General features: G+C 65.1%; 17 protein-coding genes. 10 read left to right on the top strand and 7 right to left on the bottom strand.

The genetic code is table 11. From position 1 onward, the window contains the following. The first annotated feature begins 1 nt into the window (after nucleotide 1). Nucleotides 2–1,168: an acyl-CoA dehydrogenase family protein gene (locus MNAB215_RS15770; protein WP_077079670.1), complete on the top strand. Its 1,167-nt coding sequence runs from the start codon at nucleotides 2–4 to the stop codon at nucleotides 1,166–1,168. A gap of 16 nt (nucleotides 1,169–1,184) precedes the next feature. On the opposite strand, the gene MNAB215_RS15775 is transcribed toward MNAB215_RS15770, so the two are convergent. Continuing rightward, nucleotides 1,185–1,979, bottom strand: a complete 795-nt coding sequence (locus MNAB215_RS15775) for an SDR family NAD(P)-dependent oxidoreductase (RefSeq protein WP_077079671.1) — start codon at nucleotides 1,977–1,979, stop codon at nucleotides 1,185–1,187. Between the two features lie 12 nt (nucleotides 1,980–1,991). Beyond that, nucleotides 1,992–2,750, bottom strand: a complete 759-nt coding sequence (locus MNAB215_RS15780; RefSeq protein ID WP_077079672.1) for an SDR family NAD(P)-dependent oxidoreductase — start codon at nucleotides 2,748–2,750, stop codon at nucleotides 1,992–1,994. Between the two features lie 152 nt (nucleotides 2,751–2,902). Here MNAB215_RS15780 and MNAB215_RS15785 point away from each other — a divergent pair, with 152 nt between their 5' ends. From MNAB215_RS15785 to MNAB215_RS15795, 3 genes are read left to right on the top strand one after another with little or no spacing between them, the layout of a single operon-like run. Next, the gene (locus MNAB215_RS15785; protein WP_108637637.1) at nucleotides 2,903–4,573 is read left to right on the top strand and encodes a thiolase C-terminal domain-containing protein; all 1,671 of its coding nucleotides are present in this window, start codon (nucleotides 2,903–2,905) and stop codon (nucleotides 4,571–4,573) included. 16 nt (nucleotides 4,574–4,589) lie between these two features. Further along, nucleotides 4,590–5,789: an acyl-CoA dehydrogenase family protein gene (locus MNAB215_RS15790; RefSeq protein ID WP_077079673.1), complete on the top strand. Its 1,200-nt coding sequence runs from the start codon at nucleotides 4,590–4,592 to the stop codon at nucleotides 5,787–5,789. Between the two features lie 18 nt (nucleotides 5,790–5,807). After that, on the top strand, nucleotides 5,808–6,938 hold the full coding sequence (locus tag MNAB215_RS15795) for an acyl-CoA dehydrogenase family protein (RefSeq protein ID WP_077079674.1): 1,131 nt from the start codon (nucleotides 5,808–5,810) through the stop codon (nucleotides 6,936–6,938). On the opposite strand, the gene MNAB215_RS15800 is transcribed toward MNAB215_RS15795, so the two are convergent. Both MNAB215_RS15800 and MNAB215_RS15805 read right to left on the bottom strand, forming a co-directional pair. Continuing rightward, nucleotides 6,935–7,873, bottom strand: a complete 939-nt coding sequence (locus MNAB215_RS15800) for an alpha/beta hydrolase (RefSeq protein ID WP_077079675.1) — start codon at nucleotides 7,871–7,873, stop codon at nucleotides 6,935–6,937. The genes MNAB215_RS15795 and MNAB215_RS15800 overlap by 4 nt on opposite strands. After that, nucleotides 7,873–8,703 (bottom strand): SDR family oxidoreductase, encoded by an 831-nt coding sequence (locus MNAB215_RS15805; RefSeq protein ID WP_077079676.1) that lies wholly within the window; start codon nucleotides 8,701–8,703, stop codon nucleotides 7,873–7,875. Before MNAB215_RS15805 ends, MNAB215_RS15800 begins: the two co-directional genes overlap by 1 nt. A gap of 152 nt (nucleotides 8,704–8,855) precedes the next feature. Here MNAB215_RS15805 and MNAB215_RS15810 point away from each other — a divergent pair, with 152 nt between their 5' ends. From MNAB215_RS15810 to MNAB215_RS15825, 4 genes are all read left to right on the top strand, one after another. Continuing rightward, entirely contained in the window at nucleotides 8,856–9,050 is a 195-nt protein-coding gene (locus MNAB215_RS15810; RefSeq protein ID WP_077079677.1) for a ferredoxin, read from the top strand. A 131-nt stretch (nucleotides 9,051–9,181) separates the two neighbouring features. Beyond that, nucleotides 9,182–10,309 (top strand): amidohydrolase family protein, encoded by a 1,128-nt coding sequence (locus MNAB215_RS15815; RefSeq protein WP_077079678.1) that lies wholly within the window; start codon nucleotides 9,182–9,184, stop codon nucleotides 10,307–10,309. A 28-nt stretch (nucleotides 10,310–10,337) separates the two neighbouring features. Further along, on the top strand, nucleotides 10,338–10,640 hold the full coding sequence (locus tag MNAB215_RS15820; protein WP_077079679.1) for a hypothetical protein: 303 nt from the start codon (nucleotides 10,338–10,340) through the stop codon (nucleotides 10,638–10,640). 84 nt (nucleotides 10,641–10,724) lie between these two features. After that, a complete protein-coding gene (locus MNAB215_RS15825) occupies nucleotides 10,725–11,885 on the top strand; it encodes a thiolase family protein (RefSeq protein ID WP_077079680.1) in 1,161 nt (386 codons plus the stop codon). On the opposite strand, the gene MNAB215_RS15830 is transcribed toward MNAB215_RS15825, so the two are convergent. After that, nucleotides 11,882–12,967, bottom strand: a complete 1,086-nt coding sequence (locus MNAB215_RS15830; protein WP_245830330.1) for an NHL repeat-containing protein — start codon at nucleotides 12,965–12,967, stop codon at nucleotides 11,882–11,884. The two genes, MNAB215_RS15825 and MNAB215_RS15830, sit on opposite strands and share 4 nt — an antisense overlap. A gap of 20 nt (nucleotides 12,968–12,987) precedes the next feature. Further along, complete coding sequence (locus MNAB215_RS15835) at nucleotides 12,988–14,043, bottom strand: hypothetical protein (RefSeq protein WP_245830331.1); 1,056 nt, start codon at nucleotides 14,041–14,043, stop codon at nucleotides 12,988–12,990. A 194-nt stretch (nucleotides 14,044–14,237) separates the two neighbouring features. On the opposite strand from MNAB215_RS15835, the gene MNAB215_RS15840 reads away from it, so the two are divergent. Continuing rightward, nucleotides 14,238–15,506: a cytochrome P450 gene (locus MNAB215_RS15840; RefSeq protein WP_245830332.1), complete on the top strand. Its 1,269-nt coding sequence runs from the start codon at nucleotides 14,238–14,240 to the stop codon at nucleotides 15,504–15,506. Between the two features lie 39 nt (nucleotides 15,507–15,545). Further along, nucleotides 15,546–16,757: a cytochrome P450 gene (locus tag MNAB215_RS15845; protein ID WP_077079682.1), complete on the top strand. Its 1,212-nt coding sequence runs from the start codon at nucleotides 15,546–15,548 to the stop codon at nucleotides 16,755–16,757. 10 nt (nucleotides 16,758–16,767) lie between these two features. Here the strand turns inward: MNAB215_RS15845 and MNAB215_RS15850 are convergent, their stop codons facing one another. Next, a complete protein-coding gene (locus MNAB215_RS15850; RefSeq protein WP_216823771.1) occupies nucleotides 16,768–18,168 on the bottom strand; it encodes an adenylate/guanylate cyclase domain-containing protein in 1,401 nt (466 codons plus the stop codon). Nucleotides 18,169–18,234 lie beyond the last annotated feature (66 nt).

An 18,234-nucleotide genomic window follows, 5' to 3' on the forward strand; every position in this document is an offset into this window, starting at 1 on the left:
GATGGACTTCAGCGAACCTGAGAACTGGGCCCGGATCCGCCGCGAGGCAGAGGAATTCACCGCCGAACATGTCACCCGTGACGTGATCGAGCACGAGCGCCGGACCGGTGACGGCGCCGATCGCGCGCTGACCCGGAAGTTGGGGGAGCGTGGCTGGATCGCGTCGGGGTGGCCGGTCGACGAGGGCGGCGCCGGACTGGATCCGTTCGAGGCGGCCGCACTGTGGAACGCATTGCGCAAAGGGGGGGTGCCGACCGCCGGCCCCGGTACGACGATGCTGCCGGCCAACGCGATCCGTGCCGCCGGCTCGGCGGAACTCAAAGCCCGGGTCCTGCCAGGAGTCGCCGCCGGTGAGGTCCTGATTTGTCTGGGGTACACGGAGCCCGCGGGTGGCTCAGATGTGTTCGCCTGCGCGACCCGTTCTCAGCTCGAGGGCGACGAGTGGATTGTCAACGGGCAGAAGATCTTCACGACGTTCGCCCATCTTGCCGACTATTGCTTCCTGCTCACCCGTTCCCAGCCCGGATCGGTGGGACCGCGCGGCCTGACGATGCTGCTTGTGCCGCTGGATACGCCCGGTATCGAGATCCAGGCGGTGCACACCATGGGGCACGAGCGGACCAATATCGTGTTCTACAACGATGTGCGGGTGGCCGATGCGAACCGAGTCGGTGAGGCACACGAGGGCTTCGCGGTGATGCGGGCTGCGCTCGAGGCCGAACAGAATGTTGCCCCTGGGTCGCGGACGGGGTGGGTCGCCGACGATGCACTGGAGTTCGCCCGCACGCACCGCGGACCCGACGGCGCCGAGCTGATCGACGACATCTTGGTCCGCGAACGCCTGGCCCGGATGGCGATGGAAGCCGAGGTGGCTGAGCTGCTGGACCTGCGGGTGGCCTTCCTCGACGCGGAGGGCGACAAGCCGGGTCCGGTCTCGGCGTTGTTCGGGCCGGAAAGTTATGTGCGCGCATCGGCCGCGGCAATCGACATCGCGGGGGCCGCGGGCATGATCGACTGGACCGATCCGCAGAGCGCGGTGGACGGCGCCCTGGACGCGCACTATCGGAGTGCCGTTGCGTCGACGATCTACGGCGGGTCCAGCGAGGTGCTGCGCAGCCTCATCGTGGAGAACCGCCTGGGGTTTCCGCGTAGCCGCCCACGGCGGTGACGAGAAGGCAAGGGGCTCAGAGGAAGTCGCTGCCACCGTCGACGTTGAGGTGGGCGCCGGTCATAAAGGTGTTGTCTGGTGAGGCGCAGAACGCGATGACCGCGGCAACCTCGTGAGGCAGCCCGAGCCGACCGAGGTCCACTGACATGCCGTGACCGCGCCCCAGCAGTCCGAAGGCACCCACGGGGTCATTCGTCGCGATCCCGGCGGAGGCGAGCACCGGTCGCGCCCAATCGGTGAGGATCGGACCGGGGGCGACGGCGTTGACCAAGATGGCATCGCCGGCGAGACTGCGGGCGAGATTCTTGGTCACGCTGAGTAGCGCGCTCTTGGCCGCGGTGTAGCTCACCAACCCCGCCGACTGGTGCTGCACCGACATCGCCGTCACGTTCACCACCCGGGCCCATTCCGCGGCTCGCAGCAGCGGCAAGGCCGCACGCACACACCGCACCGCGGACAACACCCCCTGGTCGAATGCCGCTGTCCACTGCGCGTCGCCCAGGTCCTCAAAGCGACCGGCGCCCGTCGGACCGGCGGCATTGACCAGCACGTTGAGCGCACCCCAGCGCACGCCAACCGTGGCAAAGACGGTGTCGACGTCGGAGGCCGAACTCAGATCCGCGGTCAACGTCAGCACGTCCGGACTGCCGGCGTCCGCCAATGTCATGGCGGTCTCCTTCATCCGGGCGTCGTCTCTGCCGATGACGCCGATCCGCGCGCCCTGTTCGGCCAGGCACACTGCGGTCGCCAGCCCGATGCCACGAGTGCCCCCCGCGATCACCGCGGTGGCATCGGCGAACCCAAGATCCACGATCGTCGCCTGCTACTTCGGCGCGAACCGTTGGCCGGCGTCGAGTCGGATGGTCGATCCGTTGAGCATCTGGTTCTCGACGATGGACAGCGCCAGGGCGGCGTACTCATCGGGCCGGCCCATCCGACGGGGGAAAGCCGCGTCGCGGGTCAGCTCGCCAGCCATTTTCTCCGGAATTCGCGACGTAATCCCGGTCGCGAACAGGCTCGGCGCGACGGCGGTGACTCGGATGCCGAGGCTGCCGAGATCACGCGCCATGGTCAACGTCATGCCGGCGATCGCAGCCTTCGCGGCGCTATAAGCGACCTGGCCGATCTGCCCTTCGAACGCCGCAATCGAGGAAGTGTTGACGATGACGCCGCGTTCCTCGTCGTCGGGTTCGTTGCGGCTCATGTGCCAAGCCTGTAACCGGTTCAGGTTGAAGGTGGCGATCAGGTTGAGCTCGATCACGGACCGGAAGGCGTCCAAGGAGTGAGGCCCGCTCTTAGACAGCGTGCGCGCCGATACCCCGCCCCCGGCCGTGTTGACCGCGATATGCAAGGCTCCCAGGTCTTCGATGGCAGTCGCCAGCGTGGTCTCCACGCCGTCGCTGTCAGTCACGTTGCAAGGGTGAAACGACGCGCCCAGTTCCTTGGCCACGGTGGCTCCGTCCGACGTCGGCAGGTCCAGCACGGCGACTCGTGCACCCTGCTCTACCAGCCGTTCCGCGGTCGCCCGCCCCATGCCCGAGGCGCCCCCGACGACCACCGCGGCGCTGTCCTTGACCTTCACCCGAACCCCTGTCTGCTGCGACGACTGATTGTCCTCCTACGAGGTCATCACAGTACACGTAAGTAGAGTCCCCCTCTACTAATACGGCCCACGCCGTATTCGCAATCTGCTACGGTTCGTGTTGGTTATTCGTCGGCGTGACCGGAGGTGTGATGACAGTGCCCGGCCCCGCCGAGCCGGTTGTGCGGCCCTTGCCCCAAGTGAGCATCGGCAGCGAAGCGTTCTGGACGAGCGGAGCCGACGGGCGTCTGCGGATCGCTCAATGCCAGGCGTGCAGCCGCTACCACCACCCGCCGCAGCCGATCTGTCCGCATTGCCGTTCCTGCGAGGTGGCGATGACGCCGGTATCGGGACGTGCGACGGTCGCCGCTTTCACAGTGAATCATCAGCAGTGGCTGCCACGCTTCCCGCCGCCTTACGCGGTCGCGGTTGTCGCCATCGCCGAAGACCCCTCGGCCCGGCTCACCACGAACATCGTCGGCTGCGAATCCGGGCACGTCGCGATTGGTCTGCAGGTCAAGGTGGTGTTCGAGGAGCACGACGATATATGGATTCCACTATTCGAACCGGATTCCGAGGCCGCCGGGGCCGGGCCGGTTCCGGGGCCGCGTGATCTGGTTCGCGATGTGCGGCCTATGTTGTCCTCTCGCAAGTTCGAAGACACGGTGGCGCTCACCGGGGTCGGCAGCTCGACGATCGGGCGTCGCCTCATGGTCGATCCGCTGTCACTGACCGTCACGGCGTGCCTGCGCGCCGTGGCGGACGCGGGCCTGACGCTGGACGACATCGACGGCCTGGCCACCTATCCGGGCGGACTTATCGGGGGGATGTCGGAAGGCGGGGTCACCGCAGTCGAGGAGGCGTTGCGCATTCGACCCACCTGGATCAGCGGTGGGGCCGAAGTTCCCGGACCCAGCGGCAGCGTCGTGTCCGCCATGCTCGCCGTCGCGGCCGGGCTGTGCCGGCACGTGTTGTGCTTTCGGACCGTGTGGGAGTCGACGCATACCGCCCTGGCCAGGCGGACGAAGTCCGCGGGCGGAGCGGGTCGGGCGTCGGGCATGTTCGAGTGGCGTGCCCCGTTCGGTGCCATGTCGGCCGCCAACTGGATCGGGGTCAACGCCTCGCATTACTTCTGGCGCTACGGCGGTGACCGCGCCTCGACGCTGGCGCCTATCGCCCTGACGGCCCGAGCGAACGCGTCGCGCAATCCGGCCGCCATTTACCGCGATCCTCTCACCCTGGACGACTATCTGTCGGCGCGGACGATCAGCTCGCCATTCGGCCTCTACGACTGCGACGTGCCATGCGATGGGGCCATCGCGGTGATCGTGTCATCGATCGATACGGCGGTCGACCGGCCGAAACCTCCGGTGCTGGTTGAGGCGGTCGGCACCCAGGTACTCGACCGGATCTCTTGGGACCAGGACACTCTGACGCACGAACCGCAGGTTTTTGGACCCGCCGCGCACCTGTGGACCAGGACCAGCCTCCGGCCCGACGATGTCGACGTCGCGGAACTCTACGACGGATTCACCTTCAACGCCGTGTCGTGGCTGGAGGCACTGGGATTCTGCGGCCTCGGCGAGGCCGCGGATTTCCTCGACGGCGGAACGACGATCGCGCTGGACGGGAAGTTGCCGCTGAATACCCACGGCGGTCAGCTGTCGGCGGGACGTACCCACGGATTCGGCTTCTTGGCCGAGGCCATCGCGCAGCTGCGCGGCGAGGCGGCCGAACGCCAGGTGGCCGACGCCCGGGTCGCGGTCGTCACCACAGGTGGCGGTACCCCCGGGGGAGCACTGTTGCTGCGACGGGGCAACTGATGCGGAGGACGGACGTATGAAGCTGGAACAGGATCCCGAGATCGATCAGTTCCGCACCGAGGTCAGAAGTTTCCTCGAAAAACACCGTCCAGCGGTGCGCACCAAGGGCAGAGCCGGGACCCGCGCACCCGAAGCCGAGGACATCCCCGCCCTCCGGGCATGGACCGCCCGGCTGTTCGAAGCGGGATACGTGGGTGCTGACTGGCCCTCCGAATGGGGCGGTGCCGGCACCAAAGACGCGCTTCGCGCGACCGTCGTCGGTGAGGAGATGGCGCGGGCGCGGGTGCCCACGCCAATCGGCGCCGGCCTACTGGCCGCCGCGGCCCTCATCCACTGCGGGCGCCACGACCAGCAGAACCGCTACCTGCCCCGGATCCGGACCGGCGAGGACATCTGGTGCCAGCTGTTCAGCGAGCCCAGCGCGGGCAGCGACCTGGCGAGCCTGTCCACCCGCGCGCGTCGCGACGGCGATGACTTCATCGTCGACGGCCAAAAGGTGTGGACCACCAACGGCCAACACGCCCAACTTGGCTACCTGTTGGCCAGAACCAACCCCGACGTACCCAAGCATGCCGGCATCACCGCGTTCATCCTGGACATGAGCAGCCCGGGCGTCGACGTGCGGCCGCTCCGCGAGATCACCGGCACCAGTGACTTCAACGAAGTCTTCTTCGACGGCGTCCGGATACCGAAAGACAACGTGCTCGGCGAAGTCGACGAAGGCTGGAAGGTCGCCACCACCAGCCTCGTCGAGGAGCGCTCCAGTGTGGGCACCGCGGGCATCGTCATGCTGCGCGCGCTGCGCGACGCGGTAACGATGGCGCGGTCACTGCGGCGCGGATGCGGCCCTGCGCTGGATAACGATGCGGTCCGCCAAGACATCGGCCGGCTCTACGCGGCCGCGCGGGTCAACGTTCGGCTGGGCCAATACAACCTGTCGCGCGCGTTGAATGGCGAGGCCGATCCCGGCGACGCTCCGTTGGCCAAGGTGCTCTACAGCGAGAGCAATCTCGCGCTCACCGAGTTCGGACTCGGACTCCAAGGCACCGATGCGCTGCTCACCGAAGACGACCCCGAGGCGATCGCGGGCGGTTGGTGGCAGGACGCATTCCTGTATTCGCGGGCTCTGACCATCGCCGGTGGCGCAAACGAGGTATTGCGCAACATGATCGCCGAGCGCTCGCTTGGATTGCCCAAGGAACCGCGCGGTTCTTGACGTCTTCGGAGGTACGTAGTGGATTTCACCGTCAGTGACGAACAACGGATGCTCGTCGAAAGCACCCGCAAGTTGCTGGCACGCGAATCGCCCATCAGTCGCGTGCGCGAGCTCGCCGATTCCGATGAGCAAGGCTACGACGAGCGCGTGTGGCAGCGGGGCGCGGAACTGGGGTGGGCCGGATTGCTCATCGCCGAGGAATACGACGGTTTGGGGCGTGATCTGGTGGACGTCGCCCTGATCGCCGAAGAACACGGCCGGACAGTGCAGCCGGGCCCGCTTATCGGCAATACCCTTGCGGCAGTGGCGATCGCACAATCTGGACGAGACGAACTGTGCTCGGAGATTCTGCCGCTGCTGGCCGGCGGGCAAGCCGTCGCGGCGTGGGCCTTCGCGGAGTCGCGCCAGCCGTGGGACGTCGACGGCGTGTGTACCGTGGCCACCGAGCACGCCGACGGATTCCGACTGCAGGGCATCAAGACCGCCGTGCAAGACGCCGATCGCGCCGGCTGGATCCTCGTCGCCGCGCACCTGGGGGGCCGCCTCGTGCAGTTCCTCGTCGACCGGCGGGTCGCCGGACTGGCGGTGCGCCGCCTTCGGACCCTCGACATCACCAGGCGCGTCGACGAGGTTGCCTTCGACGATGTGGTGGTGGCGCCATCGGCGCTGCTGCACGACGGCGAAGCTGCGGAAGCGGCGCTCGCACACCAGAACCGTTGTGGTGCAGTGCTTATCAGCGCGGACAACATCGGTGTCGGTGAGGCCGTGCTGGAGATGACCGTCCAGTACGCAAAGCTGCGGGTGCAGTTCGGACGCCCCATTGGTAGCTTCCAGGCCGTCAAACACAAGTGCGCGACGATGCGGATGTGGCTGCAAGCCTCGAAGGCCGCGACCTATTACGCCGCGATGGCCGTGGCTGCCGATGCAGACGATGCCGAGGAAGCCGCCAGCGTCGCAAAGGCTTACACCTCTTCGGCGATCGCCGCTCTGACCAGTGAGGCCCTTCAGGTGCACGGTGGTATCGGCTTCACCTGGGAACACGATCTGCATCTCTACCATCGCCGGGCCAAGGCGAACCAGGTCCTGTTCGGTGATCCCTATCTGCACCACGAGCGGCTCGCGACGGCGCTGGAAACGGCTACCGCCTAGGCAACCGTGCGCCGGCCGAACTGGCGGGCCAGCCAGTCCGCGCTGTCGCGTGCCGCGGTTCGAGCCACGGCGGCGTCGGCGAACATGTCGAAGCCATGCACAGCGCCTGAGTAGACATGCAGTTCGGTGGGGACCGCCGCCCTGCACAGTCGCGCGGCGAAATCGATCGACTCATCGCGCAAGCAGTCAGCCGTGCCGACACCGATGAACGTCGCTGGCAGACCGCTTAATTCGGTCGCCCGTCCGGGCGCCGCATCCCCTGGCACGTCTTCGGTGCGATACCGGTCGCCAAGATAACTGCGCCAGCCGAACGCGTTGGATTCACGGCTCCATATCGGCAATCCTTCGAGCTGGCTCGACGCGGTGAGGCCGCGGTCATCGAGCATCGGATACTCCAGATATTGGAATGCCAAGGGGGCGTGCGCATTATCGCGCCACCGTAGGGCCAAGCCCGCAGCCAGTGCCCCACCGGCACTCCGTCCACCGATCCCAATCCGCTGTGGGTCGATGTGCAGATCATGGGCGTGCTCGATGACGAAGCGCAGACCGGCCTCGCAGTCGTCCAGCGGCGCGGGATAGGGCGATTCGGGCGCCAGCCGGTATTCGACGCTGACGCAGACGCAGCCCAACCCGCGGCACCATTCGATTAAACGCGCATCGTCCATGTGCCGGTTGCCGATCACCATCCCGCCGCCGTGCATCCAGAACAGGACGGGCGAATCGTCGGCCGATTCGACGGGTCGCAGCACGGACAGCGCGACACCGCTTCCTTCGGTGCTCAGTTCGATGCGCTTGACGTCGGGTGCGGTCTGCGGCTCGAACATTGATCCGCTGCGCATGGCCGGAAGTTTGTCGAGCGAGAAGTCGAAATTGGGGAATCCACGGAGACTTTCGCCGATCTCCGGGTCGATCCATGCGGGACCGGTCTCGGCCATCAACGGACACCCATGAGGTGCTTGCCCGCGCCGACGAGTCCGCCGTCGACGCGAATGTCACAGCCGGAGATAAATGCCGCGTCATCGGACTCCAGGAAGGCCACCGCGGCCGCGATGTTCTCGGGGCGCCCCGGCAGCGGGCGGTCCGGGCGCTTGACTGGGGTCACCTCGATCATCACCGGGATGATCTCCTGACGATCCAGTTCCAGCCGGCCCATCGGCGTATCGATCAGGCCGGGCGAGATCGCGACGGTACGTCCGCCCCTCTTGCCCCACGGCGTGGCCAGGCGTTCGGCTAGCCGGGTCACACCGCGTTTGGCCAGGACGTACGCCGTGGCACTGTCGAGCGCTTTGCCCAGGGCCTGTTCGATGGCAGCGAGGAACCCGTCGGCCAGCGGATCGTCCAGCAACGGTTCGACGTTGGCGGGGACTTCGCTGTAGCCGGCGATCGATCCGATCAGGATCGCGGAGCTGCCCGGGTTAACCAAAGGGAGCATGGCATCGGTGATGCGCACCGATCCGGCCAAGTCCACGTCGAGCACTGTTTCCGCGTCGGTCATTTCCGGTGAGACACCCGCGGTGTGCACGAGGCAGCGCAGACGGCCAAGCGCGCGCACCCGATCGGCGACCGCCGCGACATCAGCGGGTGAGGCCACGTCGCAGCGCAGCGTCTCGACGTCTGCCCCATGTCCGCTCAGGGCCTTGCGTGCCTGATCGAGTAGATCCTCGCGCACGTCCACGAGCAGCAGACGCCCACGATCTGCCAGCGCGCGGGCGCAGGCCAGCCCCATCCCGCCCGCACCCCCGGTGATCACCAGAACGTTGTCCACAGTTATCCGGGTCCTCTCATCGGTGGATCACTACCGGCCCAGCCGCCCAACGAATCCCTTAACAGACGGAAGTGTGCCACAGAAGCAACTTAAGCTATTCAATAAGAGAGACCTATGTTGTCACCAAAAGAATGTGATGGTCTACTCGATGCATGAAGGTGACCGTCGACCCCGACCTCTGTGAAGCCAACGGGTTATGCGTGGCAGCCGCCCCCGATGTGTTCGAGCTGATCGATGACGACGTCGTCGACATCCTGCTTCCAGAACCGCCCCCGGAGATGGAGTCGGCCGTTGCTGAAGCAGTGATCGCTTGCACTAAGCAGGCATTGCGGCTACTTGCGGAGTGATCGCAGTGCTCGCTGCGGCACGCTAGTGCACACGAACATTGCAGAATTTGAACTTATCGTTCTACTCTGAGGGAAGTCAGTCTACGGCTGACGTGAGAGCGGTTTGCCCGGCTGTGCCATGAGGAGTCCCTATGCTGCCCGACGATGCCAAGATCATCTCCGTCGACGACCACGTCATCGAGCACCCCCGAGTGTGGCTGGACCGCGTTCCCGCCAAGTACGCCGACGTGGCTCCGCGCATCGTCAAGCTGCCCGACGGCAACGACACGTGGCTCTACGAGGGCAAGCGGGCCGGCAACTTCGCGCTCAACGCCGTGGCGGGCAAACACCCCCGCGACTTCGGGATGGACCCCCGCAGCTATGACGACATGCTGCCGGGCTGTCATGAGATCGCCGACCGCATCAAGGACATGGACATCGAGGGCGTATGGGCCCAGCTGTGCTTCCCCAACTTCGGTGGCTTCGCTGGGAGCACTTTCCATACGGCCAGCGACAAAGAGTTCGCCAAGCTATGCATCAGCGCCTACAACGATTTCATCCTCGAGGAGTGGTGTGGCTACGCACCCGAGCGTCAGATCCCGCTGATGATGGTGCCGTTCTGGGACGTTGAGGCATCTGTGGCCGAGATAGAGCGGACTGCCGCCAAGGGCGCCAAGTCCATCTCTTTCGTCGAGGCGCCTCACAGGATCGGTCTGCCTTCCTATCACACCGACCACTGGGATCCGATCTTCCGCATCTGCGAGGAGGCCAGCCTTCCGCTGTCGATGCACTTCGGCTCCGGCGGCATGCCGCAGGGACTGGCCAGCGACGGCGACCTGTTCATCGGGATCGCGCTGTTCGGCCTGAATTCGATGATGGCCACGGTTGATCTGCTGATGTCGGATGTCTTCTACAAGTTCCCTAACCTGAAGGTTGCCCTTTCTGAGGGCGGCATCGGATGGATGCCGTATCTGCTCGAGCGCATCGACTACTCCTGGGGCCGACACAAGTACTGGTGCAACATCAACGCCGACAAACTTCCCTCCGAGCTATTCCGGGAGCACATCTACGGGTGCTTCATCTCCGATCAGTCGGGCATCGAACAGCGCCACCGCATCGGCGTGGACAACATCATGTTCGAAAGCGACTACCCGCATTCGGATTCCAACTGGCCGCACACCCGCAAGCTGCTCGCCGAGCACCTGGTCGACGTGCCCGACGACGAAGCACGCAAGATCGTCGAGCTGAACGCCCGCGCCCTGTACAACTTCTGGGCCTGAAGATCCGCGCGCGCCACGAAAGGTATCGATGACCGACCTCTCACCGGGAAAGCGACTGCGCGGCAAGGTAAGTAGCACCGAGATCATCGTCGTACGACCTCCCGCCGCCCCGGTCGAGCTGTCGTGCGGTGGTCAACCGATGACGGCGGACCTGGCGGCGGGGGCTGCGGGCGCGTCAACCACCGAGAACGACACAGTGCTCGGTAAGCGCTATGTCGACAAAGAGACCGGGCTAGAAGTGTTGTGCACCAAGGCAGGACCGGGTGTGCTCAGCGCAAACGGACGGCAGCTCACCCTCAAGGCACCCAATGCACTACCGGCATCGGACTGAGGGACGCAAACCTCCACCAGACAAGTCTTACGCGCGAGCTCCTCGCCGACCTACCACACCAAACTCTCAACGGAAGCGAAACCAATGCCCGATGCCCTCATTCTTTCCGCCGCTAGAACGCCAATTGGTAGGGCCCGCAAGGGATCTCTGACGTCGGTTGATGCCTACCAACTCGCCGAGATCGCCGTCGGGGCCGCAGTCGAACGGTCGCAGATCCCCGTCGCTGACCTCGACGACCTGTTTCTCGCGGAGTCCCTGCAGGGCGGCGGGGTTATCGGCCGCAACATCGCAGTCCGTCTCGGGATGACCAACGTGCCCGGGGTGGCGATCAACCGGCACTGCGCCTCCGGCGCGACCGCCGTGCAGTTGGCGGCCGCCACCATCATGGCCGGCATGGCAGACGTGATTGTCGCTGGCGGAACGGAAAGTGCAAGCACCATGCCACGGCTGGCCAAGGTGGCACCCGGTGCAGAGGAACCCACCCGATGGTCGCCGCAGAGCCATCCGGACGCCCCCGGCATTCCGGCCTTCGACATGTCTGTCACCATCGGCGAAAATACAGCCCGGCTACACCATGTCACCCGTGAACAGGCCGACGCCTGGTCCGAGCGCTCACAACAGCGAGCGCTCAACGCCATTGCCAAGGGGTACTTCGACGACGAGATCGTCGCCGTCCCCGTCAACCAAGGCAAAGTGGTGTTCGACACCGATGAGCACCCGCGCGACACCACCCCCGAAACGCTCGCCGGGCTGAAGGTCCTGCACCCTGAAATACCCGATGCCGTTGTCACCGCTGGCAATTCTGCGGGCATCAACGACGCCGCCGCCGCGCTGGTCATCGGCAGCTCAGACTTCGCAACCAGTCGCGGCCTGACACCGCTGGCACGGATCCTGGGTTGGGCATCTGTCGGTGTGGAGATCGAGCACACCGGAATGGCGCCGGTGTCCGCAATCCCGTTGGCGCTCAAGCGCAGTGGTCTCACGCTGGACGACGTCGACCTCTTCGAGATCAACGAAGCGTTCGCAACGATGGCCGTGGCGTGCACGCGTGATCTCGGACTGGACGAGTCAATCGTGAACGTGAACGGTAGCGGTATCAGTCTTGGTCACCCCATCGCAGCGACGGGCGCCCGGATGGTGGTCTCGAGCGTTCATGAACTCGCTCGGCGTGGTTCGCGCATCGGGGTGGTGGCGATGTGCGCCGGGGGAGGGATGGGGTCGGCGTTGGTCGTCGAACGGATTTAGCTCGAGCCGAACACTCGGCGCTCGACGCTGAGCTTCGTGTATCGCCCGCCCAGCAACCATTCGGACACATAGAGGTTTCCGACGGTGTCGGTTGTGACAGAGTGCGGGGAATTGAAGCGATCGCTACGAGGCAGGTGGGGTACCTCCGTACGCCCATCGCCGGCGAGCGCATTGGGCCATCCGGGCCGGGTCGGCCACCCAGGCTCCGCGGTAGGGTCGTCGCCGATGTACCCGAGCAGATTGTCCCCGGGATCGAGTACGGCCACTCGCCCATAGAGCTCGGCGACGGCCAGCAGGTCGCCCCACTGAGCAAAATCGCTGGGGCTGTTGAGGATCTGCTGACCGAAGGTCCGCAGATAGCGGCCATCGAGGTCGTAGACGAGAACGCGGGTATTGACCCGGTCGGCAATGTAAAGCTCCGGAACCGTTTTGCGGCGATCGACGAAAATTGCGTGTGGGCACGCGAGTCGTTGACCGACCTCCTCGCCGGTCAGTGTCGACCGATGGTTTCCCTGCTTGTCGAACCGGTGCACGACTCCCGACCCGTAACCGTCCGCCACCCAGACGTCGCCCGATCCCCCGAACCGCTCCTCGTCCACGGCGCAGCCGCACGGACAGTATGGTCCCATGGGGCCGGCCCGGATGGCCGGATCCTGTTGCGGGACAGGCAACTCCGAGTGGATCGTTCCGTCCAGGCTCATCTTCACCACTCGGGGTGCCCGGGTCCGGCAGTGGACCCCCCTGCCGAACATCGCGGCCCAGTCGGGGTCGCCGTCGTCGGCGCCGCAGCTGAATACGAACCCCGGATCGCTGACCCAGATGAATTCGTCGTCGCCTTCGCGCACGAGAGTGATGCCGTGACCTTCGGTGAGGCCTGTATCGACCACGCGCAGCAGGCGGCCCGCGGTGTCGAATGCGACGAGTTGCCCAGCGTGGAAACCGATGATCTCCCCCCCGTCGGTGGCGACGACAGCGTTGTGCACCCAACAGGACGTGGCACCTGGTACGGCGGACAGATCTGCCCAATCACCGACCACCTCGTAGGGCGGGATGTTGTTGGGCAGAAAGGCATCTGAGGACACGACGTGGCCTTCCCGTCGCTCTATTCGCCGGTGACGCCGGCGTGGCGCGGCTCGGCGGAACTCGACGGCTTTGACGAAACCCTCTCGGGTTCAGTGTCGTTCACTCTGGACCACACGTCGCCCGCCTCGTCTTCGAATCTGATCCGCACGTTGGGAGACGCGTCAGGTTCCAACGAATACAGCGCGGACGCGTGTTGGTCCGGCCGTAGCCAGCGCGGGAAGTCCAGGATGTTGTGGGCTGCGAGCAGGTCCATCCGGCTGCCTAGGAAGATCGGCTGCCGAGCGGGTACCGCCCCACGTGGGTCGCTCAGCGGATGATGCTCGTCCGGCCACCGACCAACCCCGAGCTTGGCGACGACCTCGGCGATCGCTTGCCGCGAGCGTTTGGCACCGCCGGGTCGAGCGCGTCCTTCGGAATCGACCGCGCCTACCGAGACCTGCAATCCGACGACCAAGGAGGCGCTGTGATTCACCACTGTCACGGCCCAGATCTGCGGCCCGAGCAATGCGACGGGCGTTCGGTAAATCCTCAATCGGCGCGCAGGGGAGGCCCTTTCGAACTCGGTGGCCAGCTTGCCGAGGTTGCGGTGTGTCAGATCGGCGGTAATGGCTGTCTGTAGCCGGCTTTCGAAGTGAGCATCGCCCTGACCAAGGTAGCGGGGAATGACCCCCGCCTTGCTCAGCCGCTGCGTCACGTCGCCAACCCAGGCTTGGTCGTCTGCACTGAGGTCAGGGGAGGGAGGCGACTCGGCGAGGAGCCAGGCGAGTACCAACTTTCCGGCGCGTTGTGCGCGATCGACGTCGCCCATCACTTGAACGACATCGCGCCGCGCCGGGTCGAAGACGGCGATGAACACGTCGCTCCGGTCCACGATCTGGGCAGATTCCGCGGAAGGATTGAGCCGCTCAGCCCCAGCGGTGCGGTGTTGTCCACCTGAGGGCATGAGCACGATCTCGTGTCGCTGCCCACTCGCAGCGTTCCACCAATTCAGAGCCTGACCAATGGCGGGGCGGAATCGATCGGTATCGTCGGGAGAGGCGATCACCACCTCTGCAACGCGTGCAGCGAACACCATCTCATCTCCTCATCGATACGTCGGCACTCCCAGCTGGCCGGCCAGTTGATGACGTTAGGTGCTGTCGAACTCTAGCGACCATTGCTTCATACGCAAATACCGTCCTACTATAACGAACATGTCTGTATCGGCGTGAGCTGCCATCCGACGTGCGAGATGGCCCACGGGCAGTCGCCAAATGAACAGGAGAGACATTGTCGGCCGACGGAAGTGTGTTGGAGTTCGAGCCGTTCAAGCCCGGTCCCACTGAGCAGTTGCCAGCGGTGTACGCGGAGCTGCGAGAGCGGTTTCCCGTCTACCGGAGCGCTTCGAACATCTGGGTGATATCGCGATTTGATGACGTGAAGGCCGTGCAGTCGAATCCTGCGGTGTTCTCGTCGCGTCCGAACCCCTACGAGGGAGATACTCCGGCGGATGCCGAGATGAAACCCGAGGTCATCGAGCGGCTTATCGCCCTGACCGCCGGAATCCCCGTCGATATGAACGAGATGGCGTCCGCCAAAACCATCGCCGCCGCTGACCCGCCACAACACACCCGGATGCGCAGAATTGTGAGCAGGGGTTTCACACCCCCGCGAATCAAGGAGATGGCCGACGCGATCACTGAGATCGTCGACCGCTGCCTGAGCGGTATTAGCGAGCTTCCCAGCTTCGATCTTGTCGAGCGGCTGGCTGTTCCGCTGCCCGTTGAGATGATCTGTCACATCCTCGGTATCGACCGAAGCGAGTACGGCCACGCCAAACGCTGGTCGGACGTTTTCGCCGCGCATGCCAACGGAGAGTTAAGCAATCCCGCCGAACGCAGCGAGGTGATGCTGCGCAACATCAAGGAGTTCAGTACCTACTTCGTTCCGTTGATCGAGGCACGGCGTGTTGAACCGAGGAATGATTTGGTCAGTGCGATGGTCGCGGCGATCGACAACGAATCACTGACCACTGTCGAAACATTGATGGTGGCGATCACCATCATGGTCGCCGGCAACGAGACGACGACGAACCTCATCGGCAACGCCGTGGTCGAACTGCTGGCTAACCCCGACCAGCTCACATTATTGCTCGACGATCCGTCGCTGTTGCCCAACGCGGTCGATGAGGCGAACCGACTGACAACGCCGATCCAGTTCGCGTTTCGTGAGGCGACCGAAGACACCGTGGTTGCCGATACGACGATCCCGAAGGGAGCCATCGTCGCGCTGCACATGGCCGCCGCAAACCGCGATCCGCGCCGCTTCGATGAGCCCGACCGATTCCTGATCAACCGGGCCCCCGGCAAAAACCTGGCCTTCGGACATGGCATCCACTTTTGCTTGGGTGCTCACCTGGCCGGTCAGGAAGTGCGGGCCGCGATCGGCGGGCTACTGCCTCACCTGGACCGCCTCAAGCTGACCGATGCTCCGCTGCAACGCAATCCGACGGCACTGCTCAACGGATGGCAACGGGTCGAACTAGCGTGGGTGTCCTAGTGCCCCAAGGAAATTGCCGTTGAACGCGAACAGACGACGATGTTGACGGCCTCGATGCTGCTGGACCCAGCGGTCCTGCAGAACCCCTACGACTTCTATGGGACGCTGCGGGAGCAGGCGCCGGTTTGGGTGGTGCCCGGCACGGACGTCGTCGCAATCAGTACCTTCGCACTGTTGTCGGAGGCGGTGGCGCGGCCCGAGGACTTCTCCTCGACCATGCGTTGTCTGCTCTACCGCGACCAGGATGGGCTGCCGGCCCGCCTCGATTTCGGTCAGGCGGCCATGCCGACGCTGGCCACCGCGGACCCGCCCGTGCACACCACGCATCGGCGCGCAGTCTTCCCGGAATTGGTCGCACGGCGGATGCGCACCCTGGAGGACGACATTCGCGCGTTGTCAGCGGCCGCAGTCAAGCAGGCCCTGGATAACGGCAGCTTCGACTTCATGGCGACGATCGGCAACGTGGTGCCGATCACGGTGGTGGCCAGGCTGATCGGCTTTCGCGACATCGACCCGATGCAGCTTCTGGAAGCGGCGTTCGACTCCACCACGATGGTGGGCGGCACGATGTCGATGGATGAGCTCAATACTCTCGTGGCCCGCACCGAGACCATCGAAGCCTGGATCGCCGACCAGATCGCGGGCACCACAGAGGGCGAAGAAGAAGGAATCCTGCTGGCCGTTCGGCGGGCGCTGGATGCCGGCACCCTGCAAATTGGCGAGGCCACCATCATCCTGCACACCCTGCTAAGCGCCGGCGGGGAGTCCACGACCAGCCTGCTGGGCAATGCGGTCCGGATGCTCGCCGAAGATCCCCGATTACAACAGCGGCTGCGCGAAAAGCCGCAGGAACTCGATGTTTTCGTGGAGGAGGCGCTGCGGCTCGAGTCGCCGTTTCGGCAAATGATGCGCAGTGTCCCGCACGACACCACGCTGGGAGGCGCGGACATCGCGTCGGGTTCCACGGTCTTGCTGCTCTTCGCGGCTGGGAACCGAGATCGCGCACAGTTCGACGACCCGGACCGAATCGACCTGACGCGCGATTCGCCTAAACGCCATCTTGCTTTCGGGCACGGCATTCACTTCTGCGTCGGGGCCGCTCTCGCACGCATCGAAGCCCGTGCGGTGCTCGGCGCAATCCTCGAGCAGACCCGCGAATTCGCACTCGAGCCGGATCGCGCCCCGCAATGGGTGGACAGCCTGTTGGTCCGCCGGCACGCACAGCTCCATGTCTGCGCCACACCGCGGTGAGATTCACCCATCAACAGTCGAACAGCGGCTCGGCCACTTCGGTCATTGCCGATCGGCCTCGAAGCGACGCCGATCCCCGCGTCGCCCAGTGCTCCCGTTCCACCGCCTGGGCGCGAGCGAGTGCACTGCCGGACGCCAAAACTCTGGAATCCCATTGCTTGGCGCGATCAGCCAAACGCGCAGCCTCGTTGACGGCATCTCCAATTACCGTGTATTCGTAGCGGTTCTCTGCGCCGATATTGCCTGCGAACACCACACCGGCGGTTACTCCGATACCGAAGTCCACCAGGGGTAGCTGCCTCAGTTCTGTCCCGAGCCCGCGTGCCGTCGCGAGTGCCGCCGAAGCCGGTTCATCAATCTCGATGGGAGCTCCGAACACGGCCAGAACCGCGTCGCCTTCGAACTTATTGATCAGGCCGTGCCGGTCGTGCACGGCCGCGACCACGATGCGGAAGAAGTCGTTCAGAATCTCCGCGACTTCCTCAGGCGGACGGGCGGCGGCAATCGCTGTCGACCCCACCAGATCGACGAAGAGTACGGCGACGTCTCGAACGTCACCCGACAAGGACCCGTCCTGTTGAAGTGCCTGGCGAGCCACGTCGGCGCCCACGTGGCGGCCGAAGAGGTCCCGCAGTTGTTCCCGCTCCTCCAGACCTGCCACCATCCGGTTGAATCCGACCTGCAGTCGCCCGATCTCTGAGGGCTCATACACCTCGACGAGCACCCCGTTCTGGCCGTGTTCCACCTCGGTCATCGCGATGACAACTTCCCGAACCGGGTCCGAGATCGACCGAGCCACCAAGATCATCGCCCGGGATCCCAAGGCGAGCGACGCCGCAGCGAGCACCAGAATCGGTGTTTCGATTGGCGCTGACTTCTGCACGAACCAGCCGTTGGAGCGTGAAAGCACGATCAGGGCGATTCCCGCGATGGGCAACGCGCTGAAGAGGCCCCACGTAATCATCACTCGTGCAAGCACGCCGGGCATCTCGCCGGACGGGGTTGCGGTCTTCATCGATGCCGCAAGGATGGGCCGCAGGACGCGTTGAGTTATCAGGTAGCCCATGCAGGCGGTGGCGGCGCCCCCGAACAGAATGGCGGCGCCGATTACCGAGGCGACGGCGCCGCCCGCGCGGAAGTTGACCAGAACAAATACTGCCCCGCTGGCGGCCCAGATACCGAACTGGACAACGGTCTGGCGGGCAGCTATGCGCATCGCCGCGTGCTGTTGAGCGGGCGTTGGTTCGGCTCCATCGGCGAACCAACGGAAGGACGGAACCATGTACCAGACACCGGCCGCACCACCGACGGTTGCCGAGATTGCGACCAGGCCGCACAAAGCGATCAGGTTCCTTTTATTGGACAGGATGCCTGGGTCCCCTCCGGTGTTTCGGGTTAGCGAGACGATCATCAACGAGACGGCGCCAGCGGCGAGGATGTGCGCGGAGGTCAGCCCAGCCGCATAGCTGGCTCCAAG

Origin of the sequence: Mycobacterium numidiamassiliense (assembly GCF_900157365.1) — a bacterium.
In the GTDB taxonomy this organism is placed as follows: domain Bacteria; phylum Actinomycetota; class Actinomycetes; order Mycobacteriales; family Mycobacteriaceae; genus Mycobacterium; species Mycobacterium numidiamassiliense.